Below are 16082 nucleotides of genomic sequence, written 5' to 3' on the forward strand. Positions count from 1 at the left end.
TGGCTATTGATTGGTAAGTCTACATCCCCTCTGCTGAGCTTGTTCTTTGAACCACTGGCGGCACTAAGTCCTCTGAAAAGTTCGTTTTAAAATCAAATTGATAGCCATACAACTGATTGCCGTATATATCGGTAATTCCAGCAGATATATAAACGTTATACTCGCGGCTAGCTTTAAACAGCTGGTCCGCGACAAAACGGATAATCGTATTATCATCAGATAAACTTAATTGACCGGATATGTCTTCCCCAGTTAGCCGGTCTTGTACCACAAAGTTGTTAGAGGTCAGTGTTGTTGGGTCTATAGTTTCATTTATAGCGACAGCGATTTGGGTATTTCGAGGAATATTCACCGAGTTGTCCCATGGACTTACTTTTAAGACTTCCGGTTTGTCAGATTCAACACATGTCCCTGTTGAAAATGTCGAACTAAACGAACCTGACATTGTGTTCCCAGCGCTGTCTTTTACACCCGAAATCGTAATTGTAAAATTGCTGTCTGTTGCTAACGAATCGGTTGCTCGGAAAAATACCTCGGCGCTATTTAGCACGGCGGTTACCGTGCCGGTAATGGCTCCGACATTTTCCTGCAGTAGACTTAGACTCGAGTCATTTACACTTGATGCACGAATAGGCTCATTAAAACGAATCGTAATGCCCTGATTGGTACAAACATTTGTCTGTAGATCGGTGGGGGTTACGTTGATAACAATTGGTCTTGTTGTGTCTGAGTTTAAAGGGTCTGTATCAGCTGCAACTTCGTCGCCATCTAGTATTAAATCGTCGTCACTATCTTCATCTAATGGATCGGTCCCCATCTCAACTTCGAGTCCATCTATTAATCCATCATCGTCCGAATCTGGGTTATTTATATCTGTCCCCAATATCGCTTCCTGATCGTCTGTCAGGCCATCTTCGTCGGTATCAAGATCGTCAACAACATCCAATATATTTACCGTCACCGTTAGGTTTGTCGACAGATTCGTCGGCGAGCCATTGGTTTCTGTTGCCCGAATAACAATGTCGTACATTTCTGTCGTTTCAAAATCCAGTGCAGTATTATTCTCTACAAAAAGTACCCCTGTTGCATTGTCGATGGTAAATATTTGAAGTTCGTCTTCGCTAATTGTCCATTGGACTGCATTCCCTTCTGGGTCAGCTAAAATGGTTGCGGTGTAACCTGCCTCGCTTTGATTTGGGGTATTTTCGTTTAGACTAAATTGACTGGCGGAACTAAACACTGGCGGTTCATTTACGTTAAGAACCCGAACATCGATAACATATGTTTGCGACAAATTCCCGTCTGATAAAACAAGTTCAAGCTCAATATTCGGTGTAGTCTCAAAATCAAGTACTGCGTCCGTACCCACACGGACCTCACCATCGGCATTGATATACAATCCGTTGCTAGAACTATTTAACGAATACAAGACTGTTTGGGCTTCAGGGTCAATGCCTGTCGCTTGATAAACTAATGTCCCCTCTGTGGTGTTTTCCAATAGCTCAAAATCAGTTGCAGAGGTCAGCATGGGGGCTTCATCAACATTTGATAAATTTATTGTAAATGGTAGCGTCGCAACCGCATCAAAAACATCAAATACCGAAATCGTAAATTCAAATTTATCAACCGTCTCAAAATCTATTAAAGCGTTGTTTTTAACGGAAATGACACCTGTAAGTTCGTCAATTTCAAACGAATTGGTGACATCATCTATAACGAACGTTAATGGATCTTGCTCAGAATCAGTTGCCGTGACCGTGAATATTTCTGAACCTTCGTCTAGATTTTCCGCAATGACTACCGACGCGGCCGATGTGATTATTGGACCTGTATTGTTCGTCGTTATCAATACCACTAGCTGATAGTTATTCACTTCCGAGTCGACCAATATTTCCAATGTGATAATTGAAATACCGCCTTGCCCTATCGCAGGTGTAAACGTGATTTCGCCATCGCTAAGTACGACATTACCGACGGAAGCTGATGCAGATGATATTTCAACATTGGATGGTAAATCTCCGAGGATCTGCTCGAGATCAACTACAATTGGCGTTAAGTCGTCCGTTGTTGCGTGGGCCGCAACAACGTTTAACTGGACCGTTGCAATACTGCTAACCAAATTCCCATCTGTTACTCGGTAACTGAATGAATCAACACCAATAAATCCGGCCTGTGGTGTATAGACAAAACTACCGTTAGCATTGACTACCACCGTGCCCGAACCGGCCGTTGTCACGCTTGCAACATCGATAATAACTGTATCACCATCGATATCAGTGTCATTAGTCAAAATCCCTAGAGCGCTTGGAATTGTTGCTACTGCCGCATTTGACACCACATAAACATCGTTATTCGCCACTGGAGGATCGTTTTTAGGTTGCACGTTTATTTGTGCGACCGCCACCGTTTGATTGCCTTCCGGGTCGGTTAATTGATAACTAAAACTGTCTAACCCAGTGAAATTATCGATTGGTTGATAAGAAAATGAACCATCTGTGGCCAATACTAATTCGCCGTGCATTGTCGTTGTTACTACCGATAAAATAAGTTCAGACAGGTCATTATCATTATCCGAATCATTCGCTAATACCCCGTTTGCAGTTGTTATCGTTAGTAGCGCGTCCTCATCGACTTGATAGGAATCTGCAATCGCAAATGGGGGATAACCATTAAAGTCTGGTGATTGAATAGTAACAAGTGTTTCAGCACTTAAGTCGTTGCCATCAGACGCTTGGTAAGAAAAATTGATCAAACGTCGTAAAGCTGCCATTGGGGGTATATAAAAACCACCATCTGTATTTACAGAAATTGTCCCAAACAAAGGTGCAGTAACAAGCGGTAAATTAACGGCTAGGTCGTCACTTTCTACATCAAAATCATTTTCGAGCAGTCCGGGACTGGCAACCGTTAAAGTGTCTCCAGTAATAACGAAACCGTCAACATTTGAAACAGGAAGGTCATTAATACCAGTCACATTAATCTGCACTAATCCGATTGCAGTTAGGCTATTAGAACTTGTAATTTGATAACTAAATTGGTCTGTACCAAAAAAGTCAACATTAGGAATATAATCAAACGTGCCGTTAGCATGTATGTCAAGTTGACCATTGGCGGCTTCTGATATTGGAGTCGTTACTATAGAAATGGTATTGGTGCCAGTGGCCGTGTCATTAGCAATTAAGTTACCGCTTAGTGTCCCATCTTCTACAACTGTAAACTCATCGTTATTGGCCGTTGGCGGAGTGAAATCCAAACCGTCTACTAAAATAATTTCCGAACTAAAAGCACTCTCGCCGGTACCATCTACCCCTGATACAACCAAATAATAATCTTGCTCAATGGATTTTTGTGACAAGCTTACTGAATTTTCTCTGATCCCTAACTCTGATATTCCGCCATTTAATGAGGCTATATTACTGCCTGTAATACCGGGCTCATTTGCTACATAAACGTTATACCAAAGAAATTCGTCTGAAGTGGACCATGAAATATTTAGCTCCGAGCTCGACTCTGAAATTTCAGCAACCACATTAGTAATCGTTTTCGGTTGCCAAAATAACACCAAGGTTGCGACTCTTTGTTGTTCTTCATTGCCATCTACAACCCATAGTTCAAGCGTATTTTGTCCTAAGCAACCAGCCTAAAACGGTTGGATTAATACCACTGATAGTTGCTTTGAATTCTGCACCACAGTTAAGATCACAGACTGCCATGGCAAGTTCAGTATGGTTATTTCCAAGAAATATAGCGCTAATACCTTGGGCATCAGAAACATCAATTGCTAAGGTTAAATTGCCGTCAAATTGACTATTTGGTTGCGGATAAACAAAGCCACCAACAGCATTAAGTTGGCCAACTTCAATAATTTGCGAACTAGATAGCGATGCCCCTTGAACTTTAGGGCTATATGAAAACGGAACGAGCTTTATATCACGGGCTTGCAATTGCACTTCATCTTGCGACCCTATTGCAATTGTTCTTGCGCATCAAGTGGTGCTTTTTTGCCGCACTTTCGTCCGATCCACCACAACCGAACAGCACTAGGCTGACAGCTAAGCTACAAGCGATCTTTATTTTTGTCATTGCGCTAATCATTACTGCCACCACATATCCGTTACTTAATAATAAAACTACCCGTTGTATTGATGTTAGGGCGTAAAACTTCTTCTAACTCAAAATTACCAATTATTGAGTCTAAACCGTCATAAAATGCGGTATCTATTTCACCATCAGCCAAGTTGTTACCATGGGAAGCATGACTTATATCTAAAGCAATTTGACCAGACGTAGAAATGTTTCCAGAGAACGTTGCTCGCCATTCTCCTTCGTTATCATCTAAAGTTAAATTACCCGCGGTAACGCCTAGCGTGTCAAAATCAATGTCCATCGACATCTGGAAGTTTTTTAAGCCGCCCGCCGTTGAGTTGCCATCTAAAAGCTCAGCGTTGTTATAGGTTAATTTTCCACTTCGGTCAGGCAATAGCTGCTCTGCGGTTTTTGGTTGAGCAGTATTAAATTCATCGGTTGCGAGATATGAGCCATCTTCGGCTAAATCCACCGCAATTTCAGTAAATTGTCCATCACCTGCTGTCATTTCTGTATCTTGGCCAATGTCGTTAGCTTCGGGTACCGCTGCATCTGAGCTTTGACTATTGCTTGTTTGCGCAACTTCAGTGGTCTCTTCTTCACTATTATCTGACGGTTCATCGTTACTAGTGACTTCTTCCGAGTTTTCAGCCTCTTCAGAACTTTCTTCTGCTGTACCTGCCGTTGTTGACATACCTGAATTAAAATTCTTTGGGGGTTCAAGTAACATAGTCACTTTACCCGTACTGCTTATTGAGGCATAAGAGAATGCCTCTCCTGCGCCAAATGAAACTTGTCGACCAGGCTCATCACCAACACCGATTGAAACGTCTACAGCCCCATCCCATACAGCGATAAACATTTCTTTTGCGACAAGTTCTACTTCGTAATGAGTACCACGGATCCCAATACTGCCCACGGGAGTTTTTAATCGATAATCGCCATTTTGCGCCTTAATATTTCCCGTAACCGAGCGCAGGCCCCTTTAACCAATTCCATGACGACAGAACCTTTACCTGACTCGTCAGAATACTGGTAATCGGCTATTTTTAATTCACTATTCGCTTTTAACGCTATAAGTCCACCATCAGACATTCGTAATTGAGCTTTTGCTTTATCGCCCGTCGTGATGAGGTCCTGTCCGAAAACAGCTGTGCGACGTTTTAATTTACGCTTTACATTGGTTTTAATGTCGCTGGCGTTTACGGAACCAACCACCAACATAGTCTTACCCGCGATATCCGCTGCATGCGCCACACCGCATCCCATAAATAATGCAATTACTGTCAGTTTCCTAATTAACATATCGGCTCCTAAAACACATATTGCCAACCCATTACGGTCTCGACACGGTTAAAATTAAATAGCTCTACATTGCTGTCTTTTTGTTGAATATTTAACTGCAATTTAAATTGTTGATGCTCAGAATATTGGTAATTTAGCTGTGATGACGCAGCAATAATAGATTCGCTACGAACCGCTTTGAAGATTGGATGTTGTAAATCGTAACTATGAGACTCATACATGATATAGCTGCTGCTCATGACTTTATCCATAACGGGCAATGCAATTTGATAAATAAGACCAATTGTGGACTTGTCATTGTAGCCATAATCGCTGTCGGAGGCGCTGTCATTGGTATAATGCAGGTTTAATGTGTGCAACATTTTACTTTTATATTGAACACCGGCTGCCAGCTTAATTCGAGAAAAATCGAGTTCCGGGCTAATTTGATTAGCCACAAATGACACATTTGCGCCAAATCTGTAATTAACTTGTTTATTTACTTTTTGTTTGAATCCAATACCCGCCCCTGTTTCAACTCGATACAAACTCACTTCGCGTTTAGGTTCCGACGTTAAATCATCTATTGTGTCTGTTTTAACATCCTGTTCTAACCATAGTGGTCGTGTATACCCAGAGTAAGATACTTGGCCAAATGACCAGTCCTGAACTAATGCGATATTTAATGCTAATTGTTGACGCTGAAACTGATTGTTTTCCACAAAGCCATAATGGCTCGCAGCAACATCGATTTTTATAGCCTGATTTTGATCAATTGGATGCTGATACCCCCCATGTATGACAGGTTATAGCCTGTATCTGAGGTCGCTTTTGCAGATTCAAATAATACGATTTCACCTAAGTCTGGAATCAAAATACTATCTTGGTCAGTACCGCTATTGATATTACTGTCTAACGATAAATTCGCACCGACAATGTGGTACCACACGGTTTTTCGACTTAAAGCGTTGCGATTAATGGTTGAGGATAAACTTGAAATTTTGTTTTGTTGTTCTGCAGTTAATGTCAATTTTTTTAGCTTTTCTAGCTCCGCTAGAGCGGCGGCGTAATTTCCCAGTTTATTGTAACTTTGAGCTAAGAAAAAGCGTCCTATAAACACCTTGGGCCTTAAAACCGATACACGTTCAAAAGCAAATACCGCTTCTTGAAAACGCTGACTGCCATACGCTGCAAACCCAAGTAACAGATCAAAATCAGCTTCGCCACCATAATCAAATGCGAAGAGCTCGGCCGTTTGATAGGCTGATTCGTAATCTTTGTTGGTCAGTAGATAATTTAACTCATCCAAAACATCTGGGTAAGGCAAAATTTCGCTACGAGCTTGACTCGCGAGAGGCAACAAGAAAATAACAAAAACAACTACTAGGCGTCTAATCAGCATAAACCACCTTCGCTAGTTTCAATTTGAGAATTGTCCACGATACAGTTTTACCTTTAAAGTTAACCTTGATAGTTGCGTTTCGATTAAAACATTCTTACTAAACCGTTTAGATAATACACACACCGTAGCCTGTTTAACAATCCAACCACGTTGTATTAAAAGGGATAAATCAAGCGTGCTGTCTTGCTACAAAGTGTATATTGTCCACCAAATTACTGGCCAAGCCATCTATGGCGGCATTAGAACCTCGGTTAAAAAGCTAAAGCCCCATGACCTTAAAATAGTGTAATAAAGCACAGTGATGCAAATATGACAGCTAGACTATTTTCACAAAAAAGAAATCTAAATGGTGATTATTTTGAGTGTAGTATAAATAATCAAAATATTGCCGAAAAAATTAATATTTTCTAAACAAATCATGGGCAACTCATTCAAACCAATAAAATACGTTGGCCGACAGCCAACATATTCAATTACAACTTATTTTGATTAGTGACAAGTTGATTAACCAAAGCTTTGAGCTCTTTGATCTCGGTTTGCAATTCAGTCATAGAAGGCTCATTGCTAACATACAATAGCGCTTGCTCCTTTTCCATGACGCTCACCACGATGCCAATAACCATATTTAAAAATGCAAAGGCGGTAAAAAAGATAAAAGTTAGGTAAAAGATCCAGGACATTGGGTACACTTCCATCGTCTCATACTGGATGTCAGTCCAATCTTCAAAGGTCATGATCCGGAACAGAGTTAACATCGAAATAGCAATGTCTCCCCAAAGCTTTGGATTTATGGAATTAAAAACAAAACTACCAATTGCTGCGTAAATATAAAAAATGATAAACATCAGCAAGACAACATAGCCCAACTGCGGCAATGCTTTGATTAACGAGTTAATTAATACGCGAAGTTCGGGGACAACTGAAACCATTCTAAGTACCCGAAACACTCGGACCAGACGAGCTAAGAGTGCCATTTCAGAGTCATCAATTGGGATCAGACTTATTGCAACAACCAAAGAATCAAATATATTCCAGCCCTTCTTGAAGAACTGCTTTTTATCATCATCTGCGATAAATCGAATGGTTAATTCAACTAAGAAAAAGACGGTAATAAAAGTATCTAGAATGTAAGTAATTGAAATGGCACTTTCTGGCAATTGAAAGGTCTTTGCGCCTATTTCGAGTGCCGAAAGGATAATAACTGCGACAACAACAAGCTCAAAAATTTTATTATTTTTTAATGCGTTAAACTTAGATTTTATAACCTGATACATGTTTTTTAGCTAAAATATGGGTGGTAAAAAGTGATGTGAATTATATCGGACATTGCCCCAAATGTAGAACTGAATTTTTAGACTAATATCATTAGTTCAATTGGAGTCTATTATTAAGGTTCATGCATAAAACGCTTCAGCCTCACACATTATCAACATTAAAGACGTTAGGGTTGCCGCCAACTTATGTCTGCTCTCATCCAAAATACGAAGCGCGACAATAGGCCAACTTTCATACACCTATTTGTGCCTCGTTGATAACGCTAATAAATTTAGTAAAGCTAAAGCAAAAATACTGCATTGCATAAACATAAAATAACGCTTAGAAAAGAGGCAAAAATCAAACGGGAAAATAAATGAATAATAACAATAATATCTTTATCGCCTTTATCAGTGTCGTTGCCACGATAGGCGGTTTTTTATTTGGATTCGACAGTGGCGTAATTAATGGCACAGTTGACGGTCTTCAGCAGGCCTTTAATTCACAAAGTATTGGCACAGGTTTTAACGTATCGAGTATGCTGTTAGGTTGTGCTATCGGTGCATTTTTTGCTGGCAGATTAGCTGACAAATTTGGTCGTCGTGCTCTACTACTCGTCGCAGCTGTGTTTTTCATCATTAGCGCCTGGGGTTCTGGTATTGCAACTAGCTCTGTCGAGTTTATTGTCTATCGCATCCTCGGAGGTCTCGCTGTTGGCGCCGCATCGGTAATGGCTCCAGCGTATATTAGTGAAATTGCGCCAGCGGAATACCGCGGCAGACTCACCACCATTCAACAAGTTGCAATAATACTAGGCCTGTTCATGGCATTTGTAAGTAACTACTTACTTGCTCAACAAGCTGGTTTATCTACCGAGATTCTATGGCTAGGCTTTGAAGCATGGCGTTGGATGTTCTGGATTGAACTGATCCCTGCGGTCCTATTTTTCGTTATGTTGTTCTTTATCCCTGAAAGCCCTCGATTTTTAGTGGCTAATGGACAAACGGATCTGGCAAAACAGGTATTGTGTAAACTTTATGGCGTTGACGTCGGCACCAAAAAACTATCAGAAATTGAAGCCTCTTTAGATGCTGATCACAAACCTCAACTCTCTGATCTTCTTGATAAGAAAACCCAAAAAATTCGTAAAATTGTTTGGATTGGGATCGGCTTAGCTGTATTCCAACAAATGGTAGGCATTAACGTGGTATTTTATTATGGTGCGGTATTATGGCAGGCCGCAGGATTTGCGGAGTCCGAGGCGTTATTAATTAATATTATTAGCGGTGCAGTTAGTGTCACAGCTTTAGTAATTACTATTTCAGTTATCGACAGAATCGGCCGTAAACCGCTACTCAAGTGGGGTTCAATTGGAATGTCTGTCACCTTAGGTATGTTAGTTGTTGCATTTACAAATGCCGATACAGCTTCAAATGGTGACTTAATTCTGGGCGACTGGGGTACATTAGCGCTTGTTTCAGCAAATGCTTATGTTTTCTTCTTTAATATGTCTTGGGGACCGGTGATGTGGGTCATGTTAGGGGAAATGTTCCCGAATCAAATCCGCGGTTCTGGTTTAGCGGTAAGTGGCGTTGCACAATGGGGCTCTAACTTTATTATTACTATGACATTTACTATGTTACTAGGTTCTATCGGACTTGCGGGCGCTTATGGCTTCTATACGATTTGCGCAATCCTGTCAGTATTTTTTGTTATTTACTATGTGTATGAAACAAAAGGGCTTGAGCTCGAAGACATGGCTGGTTAATCGCTAAGACCGTCCATATTGTATGTAAGGTTGTATGGGCGGTTGTATGGACGGTTATTTAAAAATAAGCAAACACAAAAAAGCCTAGATTCATTCTAGGCTTTTTATTACGTATTTATCTGAGCAATATAACTCAAACGCTTACCACATTAAGTCATCTGGGATCACATAGTCTTTGTAAGGATCATCTTCATCAACTTCTTCAACGGTATTTTGTGATACAAGTATCGAGTCATCTCGTTGAGCAATCTTTTCAGCTACCACAGAAGGCACAACAGCATAGTCGTCTGCTAATCGAACAATTGACAGCAGACCGTTGGCTAATTGACGTTGAACTTTGTCATCAACATTAAGTTTGCGAACTGCGCTGCCGTCTGTAAAGTTATAAGCTAAACTGCCACCGTGCAAGTTTAATTGATTCATTTCAATTAGCTGTACAATTTGGGCCTGAATCGCTTTCTTTTTAGCTTCTTCTTGGATCTGCTTGTTTAGCTGTTTATCACGCTCTAACTGTTCAGTTCTCTTAGAATCAGTTGCTGCTTTAATGTCACGTTTAAGATCACGATTCTTTTTACTGGCTTTTTCGCCTTCTTCGCTTTCTTTTCGTTCGTTAAACCCGCTTTTAATAGCTGTTCTTGCAGTGACATCTGAGCCATAACTCTACTTACTTCTCCAATTTTTAATAATGCGCATTATCGTTTTTTCTCGCTAAATTTCAACTAGTACTGATACCTTAATCCAAACCACCCTTGTACCGAATATTCGTCTTCGGGTGAGATCAATGTTGCTAAACCATAGTCAAAAACCAAGTCACTCAGGCCTGTTCCATACATATTGATTTTTTCTTTGCTTCTTAATCCGACAATTTCCATTATGACATAGCTATCGACTACTAGTTCTGAGTAATAAAATTGAGTTCCGCCGGTACGGCTAGACAACGCAAATGTTATCCGCTCGAATTTGTCACCAGAGTCATAACCAAATGGCAACTCTGGTGCAAACTGCCAATGGCTAAACATGTCTTCTGCAATTAGCGTCGATGGCATACCACCGATGGACAACAAATCATAACTACTATCTTTTCGCTCTGCGCTTAAATAGTCAGTGGTAAACAAGATACCTTGATAGTGAGCACCAAGCGACAATTGTAAATCTGTGCCTGTCCAGTCATCTACGCCGGCCACTAAATCTCGTTCAGTTTCACCACTTAGCCAATTTATACTAGACGACTGCACAACGCCCCATGATTGTCGGTCAAACCAGAACTGCTGTTTATGACCAAACGACATTGACTTATCAGAGACCACAGCATAACCATCTGGCTCATACTCATTGTGATCGTAACTCGCATTAAATTCACCACTATAAGTTTCAAATAAACGATAAGGATAATCTGCGCTAAATCCGACACCTGCAAACGTCGTTTTGTCGCCTCTGACACTATGGCCTTGTTCGTTAAAGTCTAAATTAAAATAATGAAAATCTGCCGTCAGATTTATCGGATATTTTCGAAAATTAAGGTAACCACTTACTCCCGCAGCAGTATTACTTAAGGAATCTAAACTCGCATTAAGTTGCCAGTTCAAAATTTGTAACAAGTCACCGCCTTTAACGCCAATTTCCAACAAATTAGTGGAGGCACTATTAAATTGCCCGCCTACCGTAAGTGTTTTATCTTGACGCCATAGGCCTTCCGAAGAATTGTAATCTAAATGTTCTCCTATTGAATCGTCCTGATTAAAGGAGGCTGCAGGCATTTTAATTGGGTATGGGCTAATAGATTCTAGGTATTCCCAATTTTGTTGGTCTGAAATCCCAAATACGCGATGCCAATTTCCTTTAGACGTCTGAAACGAATACAAATTTGGACCTGTTGAACGATATGAAGAAAATAAAATTGTAGTGCCTAGCTTATTTGGTAACTCCATCGGCTAAGGCAACCGGGACATGGCCCTGTGTTAATGCAAATAATTTTTGATCTTCAAACTCGTAACGATACATTTTTAATGCTTCGCCCTTACCTGCAACATAATAAAGCGCCTTACCATCTCGAGACCAATTTAAAAACGATAAGAACTGGTATTCGTGTGGCAACGCTACATAACTTGTTTCTTGGGTCGTCAAATTTCTTATTTTAATTCGCCATGGTTGATTTACATTATGTTCAAGGTAGGCCAGCTGGCTATTGTTTGTCGGGTTCACTCGTGGGAAGTCATACCCGTATTGTAATGACGCGGTTTCAATTTCATTAGCCTGAACCGTGCCACTTAAATTGGTAATATTAAACTGCACCAACGAAGAATAGCCGAACTTATTTAATTCGGCATAAACACGACCACTAGCAATGTCGACATCAAATCGTCTGACATTTAGTCCATCAGTCAGTTGCGTTACATTGCCGGTGGATAATTTCCACTTAAATAAATCTTGGTGTTTAAAATTATTACTGTCCGTTGTACTGGAAACAAACAGCAACGCATCGTCTCCCATCCAACGTGGGTGGCGAATACCATTAAAATTACGCTGCGCAAGGTTAAATTTTTTCTTACGTTTAAAAATAACTGGCGGCGTATCAGCAATGTCTATTGGATCGGCTTCAATTAAATCTTTTTGTGCTTTTTCAAACTTTTCTTTCGCTTTGATATTTTCTTTGGTTTCATAAACCACTAGATTGACTTTAGCGTTTGGTCCCTTTGACTTCTCGACAACAGCTAAAAGTTCACTATTTGGGCTTAATGTTGGTTCTGCTAATTCAAAATCACCATCTAACCAAAGACTGTATTTATCCATGATGTCTTTGTTTTCAAGATTCATCACTTTTTGCGTAAATTCGGCAACAAAACGTTGATATAGAAGCTGAGCGGGTTGATTAAAAACGCCGACAAAGGCTTTTTCAAAGTTTCGTTTTTTGGCGCCTTTCATCCGTGTCCAAACAGCGTCTAATTTTTTCTCACTGTAGTTGGCTTCAATCCAAGCTAAAAATCTACCACCGACTAAGTAAGCCATATTACCGATCCGATATCGACCGCTTGTACTGCTAAGTTCATTATAAGTCGGCCAGCCACCTTCACGTGCAAATTGCTGTAACATCATTTCAACTTGCACATCGTACAATCGGCCACGGCCTGTAAGTTTTGACTCCAGCAGGGTCGCATAACCTTCCGCGACCCATCGTTCGGTAATTCCGTTTGTTACATCATAAATATCATAAATAGACGCCACAAAGTTGGTCCATGTGTTACGACTCGGTTGAGCGAGGTGCAACAAATGTGCATATTCATGAAGTGATAAAAGTTGTGGCCAACTTGAAGAATTAGAAATCTGAGAGTCAGATTGTGGTGCTGTTGCAAATAACGCCATAAAAGGCTTATTACTATATGGAATTGCAAAGCCATTCGAGTCATTTAAAGGGTCAAAAACAACCACATTGACGACTTCTGGTAGGGATCTTTTTGCTGCTGTAATAATACGGTTCGCGACGCTTCCATTTCATGTGCAGCTGCTATAGACCACTCCTCATATTCGGCAGTGTAATGAATCCGAAAATGTTCAGTTTTAAATATTTTCCAGTCCAATTTAGACATAGGGTCTGCAATACCCTGCCCACTCGCTACAATAAACATCAACAATAAAAAGTTAATTAACAATATAATTCGGTTTTTGAACATTTAAAATCCTTGTCGCCTTAACCTCAAATTTAATGATGACATTAAGCCTGCTTTTTTCTTTAATACTGACAATATACTAAATTATAACAAAATGTTTTAGGTGGCGACCAAAACATTGTTATGCTGTAAAAAAGTTAGGAATTTAAACATGATGGAAGTATTCGACTCCTTAAAAGCAAAGTTTTTTGACAATTTGAGTCAACCTCAAAAAATCTATCTATTTGCATTTCTCCTGCAACTTTTGTTTTTTGCAACTGATGATCTCATTGCATTTTCAACTATTGGCTTTATCGCAATTATCGGTATAGCAATGGAGGTATGGCCTAAATTTGTTGCCGTCTGAACAATTTGTTAGGCCGATTCATTATCATTATCAGTTATGCAATCGTTGCAAATTTTGCGGTGGCATTTGCTGCACAAAAAGTGAATGAAGTGATTGGTATTGATCCTTCCCCGTTGTTTTATTCTATTGGATTTGCAACCCTACTTATGGCGCCAATATGGATGTTGACGCTAAGTGCAACGATTATGGTCCTTTATGTGATTTTTTTGCAATCACTTATTTTATTAAGAATATTTCTCAAAATAATTAGGCTTGATAAGTTGTTTCAATCTAAGGCCCCAAAAAGTAGTTTGTCATTAGCTTTACTTAAATTATTTCTAATTCCAGCCATGCTTACGACTTTAACTTCAGCCATTGAATTTTACAGCGGTGAATTTAACTCCGCAAACATGCAACAAACTGTAAAAGATATCGGCAAAAGTTCGCCTTATAATAACAGAGCCGATGACAATAATGTTGCTGGTGATAGCAGTACAGAGGCTGTTTTATCCAAAAGTAAGGAACAGGAAATAGCGGAAGAAATCCTAGCGGCGACACTCGTCGAAGATAATATTACTGTTATTACAGATGGAAAAGCGACAAATGAGACAGATAAAGAGGTCGACGATGACGAAGAGCTTGATTATGATTTCACCTTTAATCACCTCATCGCCATATTTGTACACAATGTCGAACTATTTAAATTTTCACAGTGCATCAAAACAGATAAAGAACGCGTTTTATCAATAGGCGAATTTGATATTTTAGTCAGTACGCCTGATAAAAATGCGCAATACGGACACAAGTTTACTGTTAGAAATTGCCAATTAAAATCTTTTTAAACGGCTTAATGATAGGGTTTACCTTGTCCACTACACTGTCTTCATAATGACCTAGAGAGCGTATTTACCAATATAAATGCGCTTTTTATAACGCAGACACCCACCGTTGTTTTACGCTTCACACGCTCCTGCGCCAAATTATAACGTAGACACCCACCGTTGTTTTAAGCTTCAAACGCTCCTGCGCCAGATTATAACGCAGACACCCACCGTTGTTTTAAACCTCAAAAATTATAACGCAGACACCCACCGTTGTTTTAAGCTTCAAACGCTCCTGCGCCAGTTTATAACGTAGACACCCACCAGGAGGGATTAATGCTGAACATCTACCTCTTGCCCATCGGTGAGTCGCTCAGCGCCGCGAATTGCTATTTTGTCGCCTTCGTTTAGTTCATGATCTGAAAGTTTAGGGTAAATTTCAATATATTCATCGTGCCCACTTCCCGTATCGACAGGAATAGTAACGGCTTTATTATTTTCATCAATTTTTACAATATGTATTCCGTTTTTTCTAATAATGAGTGCATCACGATTTATCAACTTCACTAAAGTTGAATCTTGGAATTCAACTCTAACATCAACTAATTCTCCTGAAGCCCATTTAGCAGCATCTGCTCCAAGCAACAACGCTCTAATTTCAAATGTTTGAGAGCGAGTATCTGTTTGTGGAATAATCGATGTTACTTTACCAGTGGTGGCTTTATTAGCTCCGAGAGTTTCACCAATCAAAAATACGTTTTGGTCAATAGCGGCGTGGTTTAAGTATTTTATTGGCAAAAATAATCTCACTTCCTGCTTAGTCAGATCTAAAAGGTGAACAAGTTTATCTGCACGGTTTATTTCACTACCTGGTTTTTCAAATCGTATGCCGACGACGCCTGTAAACGGTGCATAAATTGTCGCACGTTCAATTTGGTTTTCTATTTGTTCTAATTTATTACGAGCAAGATCAATATTAGACTTTGCAAGATCGAGTTTATTTTTAGTTAGGTCAATTTGATATTGTGCTGTGGCATCGGTATTAGCCAATGATTGATAGCGTGCCAGTTCAATTTTTTGAAAATCAACATTTACCTGTGCGCGATCAATAATCAACAATTGCTCTGAACGACTTAACTTTAAAGGTTTCAAGTCAAATTTCGCAACTATATCGCCTTTATGCAATAACATTCCAGGTTCTGCGACATACTCTAATCTACCAGAAATACCAGACGTTAATGTTACATCGCGTTTACCTACTATAGTACCGTGAACATCCACGGTTGCTTGAAAGCTTTTTTCCTGGATATGGTCAACTTTCACTGGCACAGATGCACTCGTTGAAGTAAATGAAGTGGCCATAAAGGCGATGAATAACATGGCATTATAAAAACTTAACTTATTCATTAACTTACCTATTTCCCAATTTTTTGTCATATGTTTGTAAGGTTTGGTTAGCATGCAATTTCGCTTTATA

Annotated in this window: 14 protein-coding genes and 1 pseudogene; 3 read left to right on the forward strand and 12 right to left on the reverse strand. The window is 39.8% G+C overall.

Annotated elements, in window-relative coordinates:
• Positions 1-19: 19 nt before the first annotated feature.
• From PN838_RS07400 to PN838_RS07430, 7 genes are all read right to left on the reverse strand, one after another.
• Positions 20-3562: an Ig-like domain-containing protein gene (locus tag PN838_RS07400; protein ID WP_272182530.1), complete on the reverse strand. Its 3543-nt coding sequence runs from the start codon at positions 3560-3562 to the stop codon at positions 20-22.
• A 49-nt stretch (positions 3563-3611) separates the two neighbouring features.
• Complete coding sequence (locus tag PN838_RS07405; RefSeq protein ID WP_272180207.1) at positions 3612-3950, reverse strand: hypothetical protein; 339 nt, start codon at positions 3948-3950, stop codon at positions 3612-3614.
• Positions 3951-4114: 164 nt separating this feature from the next.
• The gene (locus PN838_RS07410) at positions 4115-5005 is read right to left on the reverse strand and encodes a FecR family protein (RefSeq protein ID WP_272180208.1); all 891 of its coding nucleotides are present in this window, start codon (positions 5003-5005) and stop codon (positions 4115-4117) included.
• A gap of 8 nt (positions 5006-5013) precedes the next feature.
• The gene (locus PN838_RS07415) at positions 5014-5391 is read right to left on the reverse strand and encodes a FecR domain-containing protein (protein ID WP_272180209.1); all 378 of its coding nucleotides are present in this window, start codon (positions 5389-5391) and stop codon (positions 5014-5016) included.
• An 8-nt stretch (positions 5392-5399) separates the two neighbouring features.
• On the reverse strand, positions 5400-6092 hold the full coding sequence (locus PN838_RS07420; protein ID WP_272180210.1) for a hypothetical protein: 693 nt from the start codon (positions 6090-6092) through the stop codon (positions 5400-5402).
• A 32-nt stretch (positions 6093-6124) separates the two neighbouring features.
• Complete coding sequence (locus PN838_RS07425; protein ID WP_272180211.1) at positions 6125-6772, reverse strand: tetratricopeptide repeat protein; 648 nt, start codon at positions 6770-6772, stop codon at positions 6125-6127.
• Between the two features lie 473 nt (positions 6773-7245).
• Positions 7246-8046 (reverse strand): ion transporter, encoded by an 801-nt coding sequence (locus PN838_RS07430; protein ID WP_272180212.1) that lies wholly within the window; start codon positions 8044-8046, stop codon positions 7246-7248.
• A gap of 356 nt (positions 8047-8402) precedes the next feature.
• Between PN838_RS07430 and PN838_RS07435 the strand changes: the two genes are divergently transcribed.
• Positions 8403-9794: a sugar porter family MFS transporter gene (locus PN838_RS07435; RefSeq protein ID WP_272180213.1), complete on the forward strand. Its 1392-nt coding sequence runs from the start codon at positions 8403-8405 to the stop codon at positions 9792-9794.
• A gap of 141 nt (positions 9795-9935) precedes the next feature.
• Here PN838_RS07435 and PN838_RS07440 read toward each other — a convergent pair.
• The 4 genes and pseudogenes from PN838_RS07440 to PN838_RS07460 all read right to left on the reverse strand — a co-directional run bounded on the left by PN838_RS07440 (position 9936) and on the right by PN838_RS07460 (position 13462).
• Positions 9936-10450: pseudogene (locus PN838_RS07440) on the reverse strand (DUF2058 domain-containing protein).
• Between the two features lie 63 nt (positions 10451-10513).
• Positions 10514-11656 carry a hypothetical protein gene (locus PN838_RS07450; protein ID WP_272180215.1) on the reverse strand — a complete coding sequence of 381 codons (1143 nt, stop codon included), beginning with the start codon at positions 11654-11656 and terminating at the stop codon, positions 10514-10516.
• 49 nt (positions 11657-11705) lie between these two features.
• Entirely contained in the window at positions 11706-13220 is a 1515-nt protein-coding gene (locus PN838_RS07455) for a hypothetical protein (protein ID WP_272180216.1), read from the reverse strand.
• Positions 13199-13462, reverse strand: a complete 264-nt coding sequence (locus PN838_RS07460) for a hypothetical protein (RefSeq protein ID WP_272180217.1) — start codon at positions 13460-13462, stop codon at positions 13199-13201. The genes PN838_RS07455 and PN838_RS07460 overlap by 22 nt, the downstream gene beginning before the upstream one ends.
• A gap of 148 nt (positions 13463-13610) precedes the next feature.
• Here PN838_RS07460 and PN838_RS07465 point away from each other — a divergent pair, with 148 nt between their 5' ends.
• Complete coding sequence (locus PN838_RS07465; RefSeq protein ID WP_272180218.1) at positions 13611-13805, forward strand: hypothetical protein; 195 nt, start codon at positions 13611-13613, stop codon at positions 13803-13805.
• 5 nt (positions 13806-13810) lie between these two features.
• Positions 13811-14626 carry a hypothetical protein gene (locus PN838_RS07470; protein ID WP_272180219.1) on the forward strand — a complete coding sequence of 272 codons (816 nt, stop codon included), beginning with the start codon at positions 13811-13813 and terminating at the stop codon, positions 14624-14626.
• 312 nt (positions 14627-14938) lie between these two features.
• Here PN838_RS07470 and PN838_RS07475 read toward each other — a convergent pair whose 3' ends face one another.
• Positions 14939-16012, reverse strand: coding sequence for an efflux RND transporter periplasmic adaptor subunit (locus PN838_RS07475; protein ID WP_272180220.1), 1074 nt, complete (start codon positions 16010-16012; stop codon positions 14939-14941).
• Between the last annotated feature and the right edge of the window lie 70 nt (positions 16013-16082).

The sequence above is a fragment of the Psychrosphaera algicola genome (assembly GCF_028401425.1).
Lineage (GTDB): Bacteria > Pseudomonadota > Gammaproteobacteria > Enterobacterales > Alteromonadaceae > Psychrosphaera > Psychrosphaera algicola.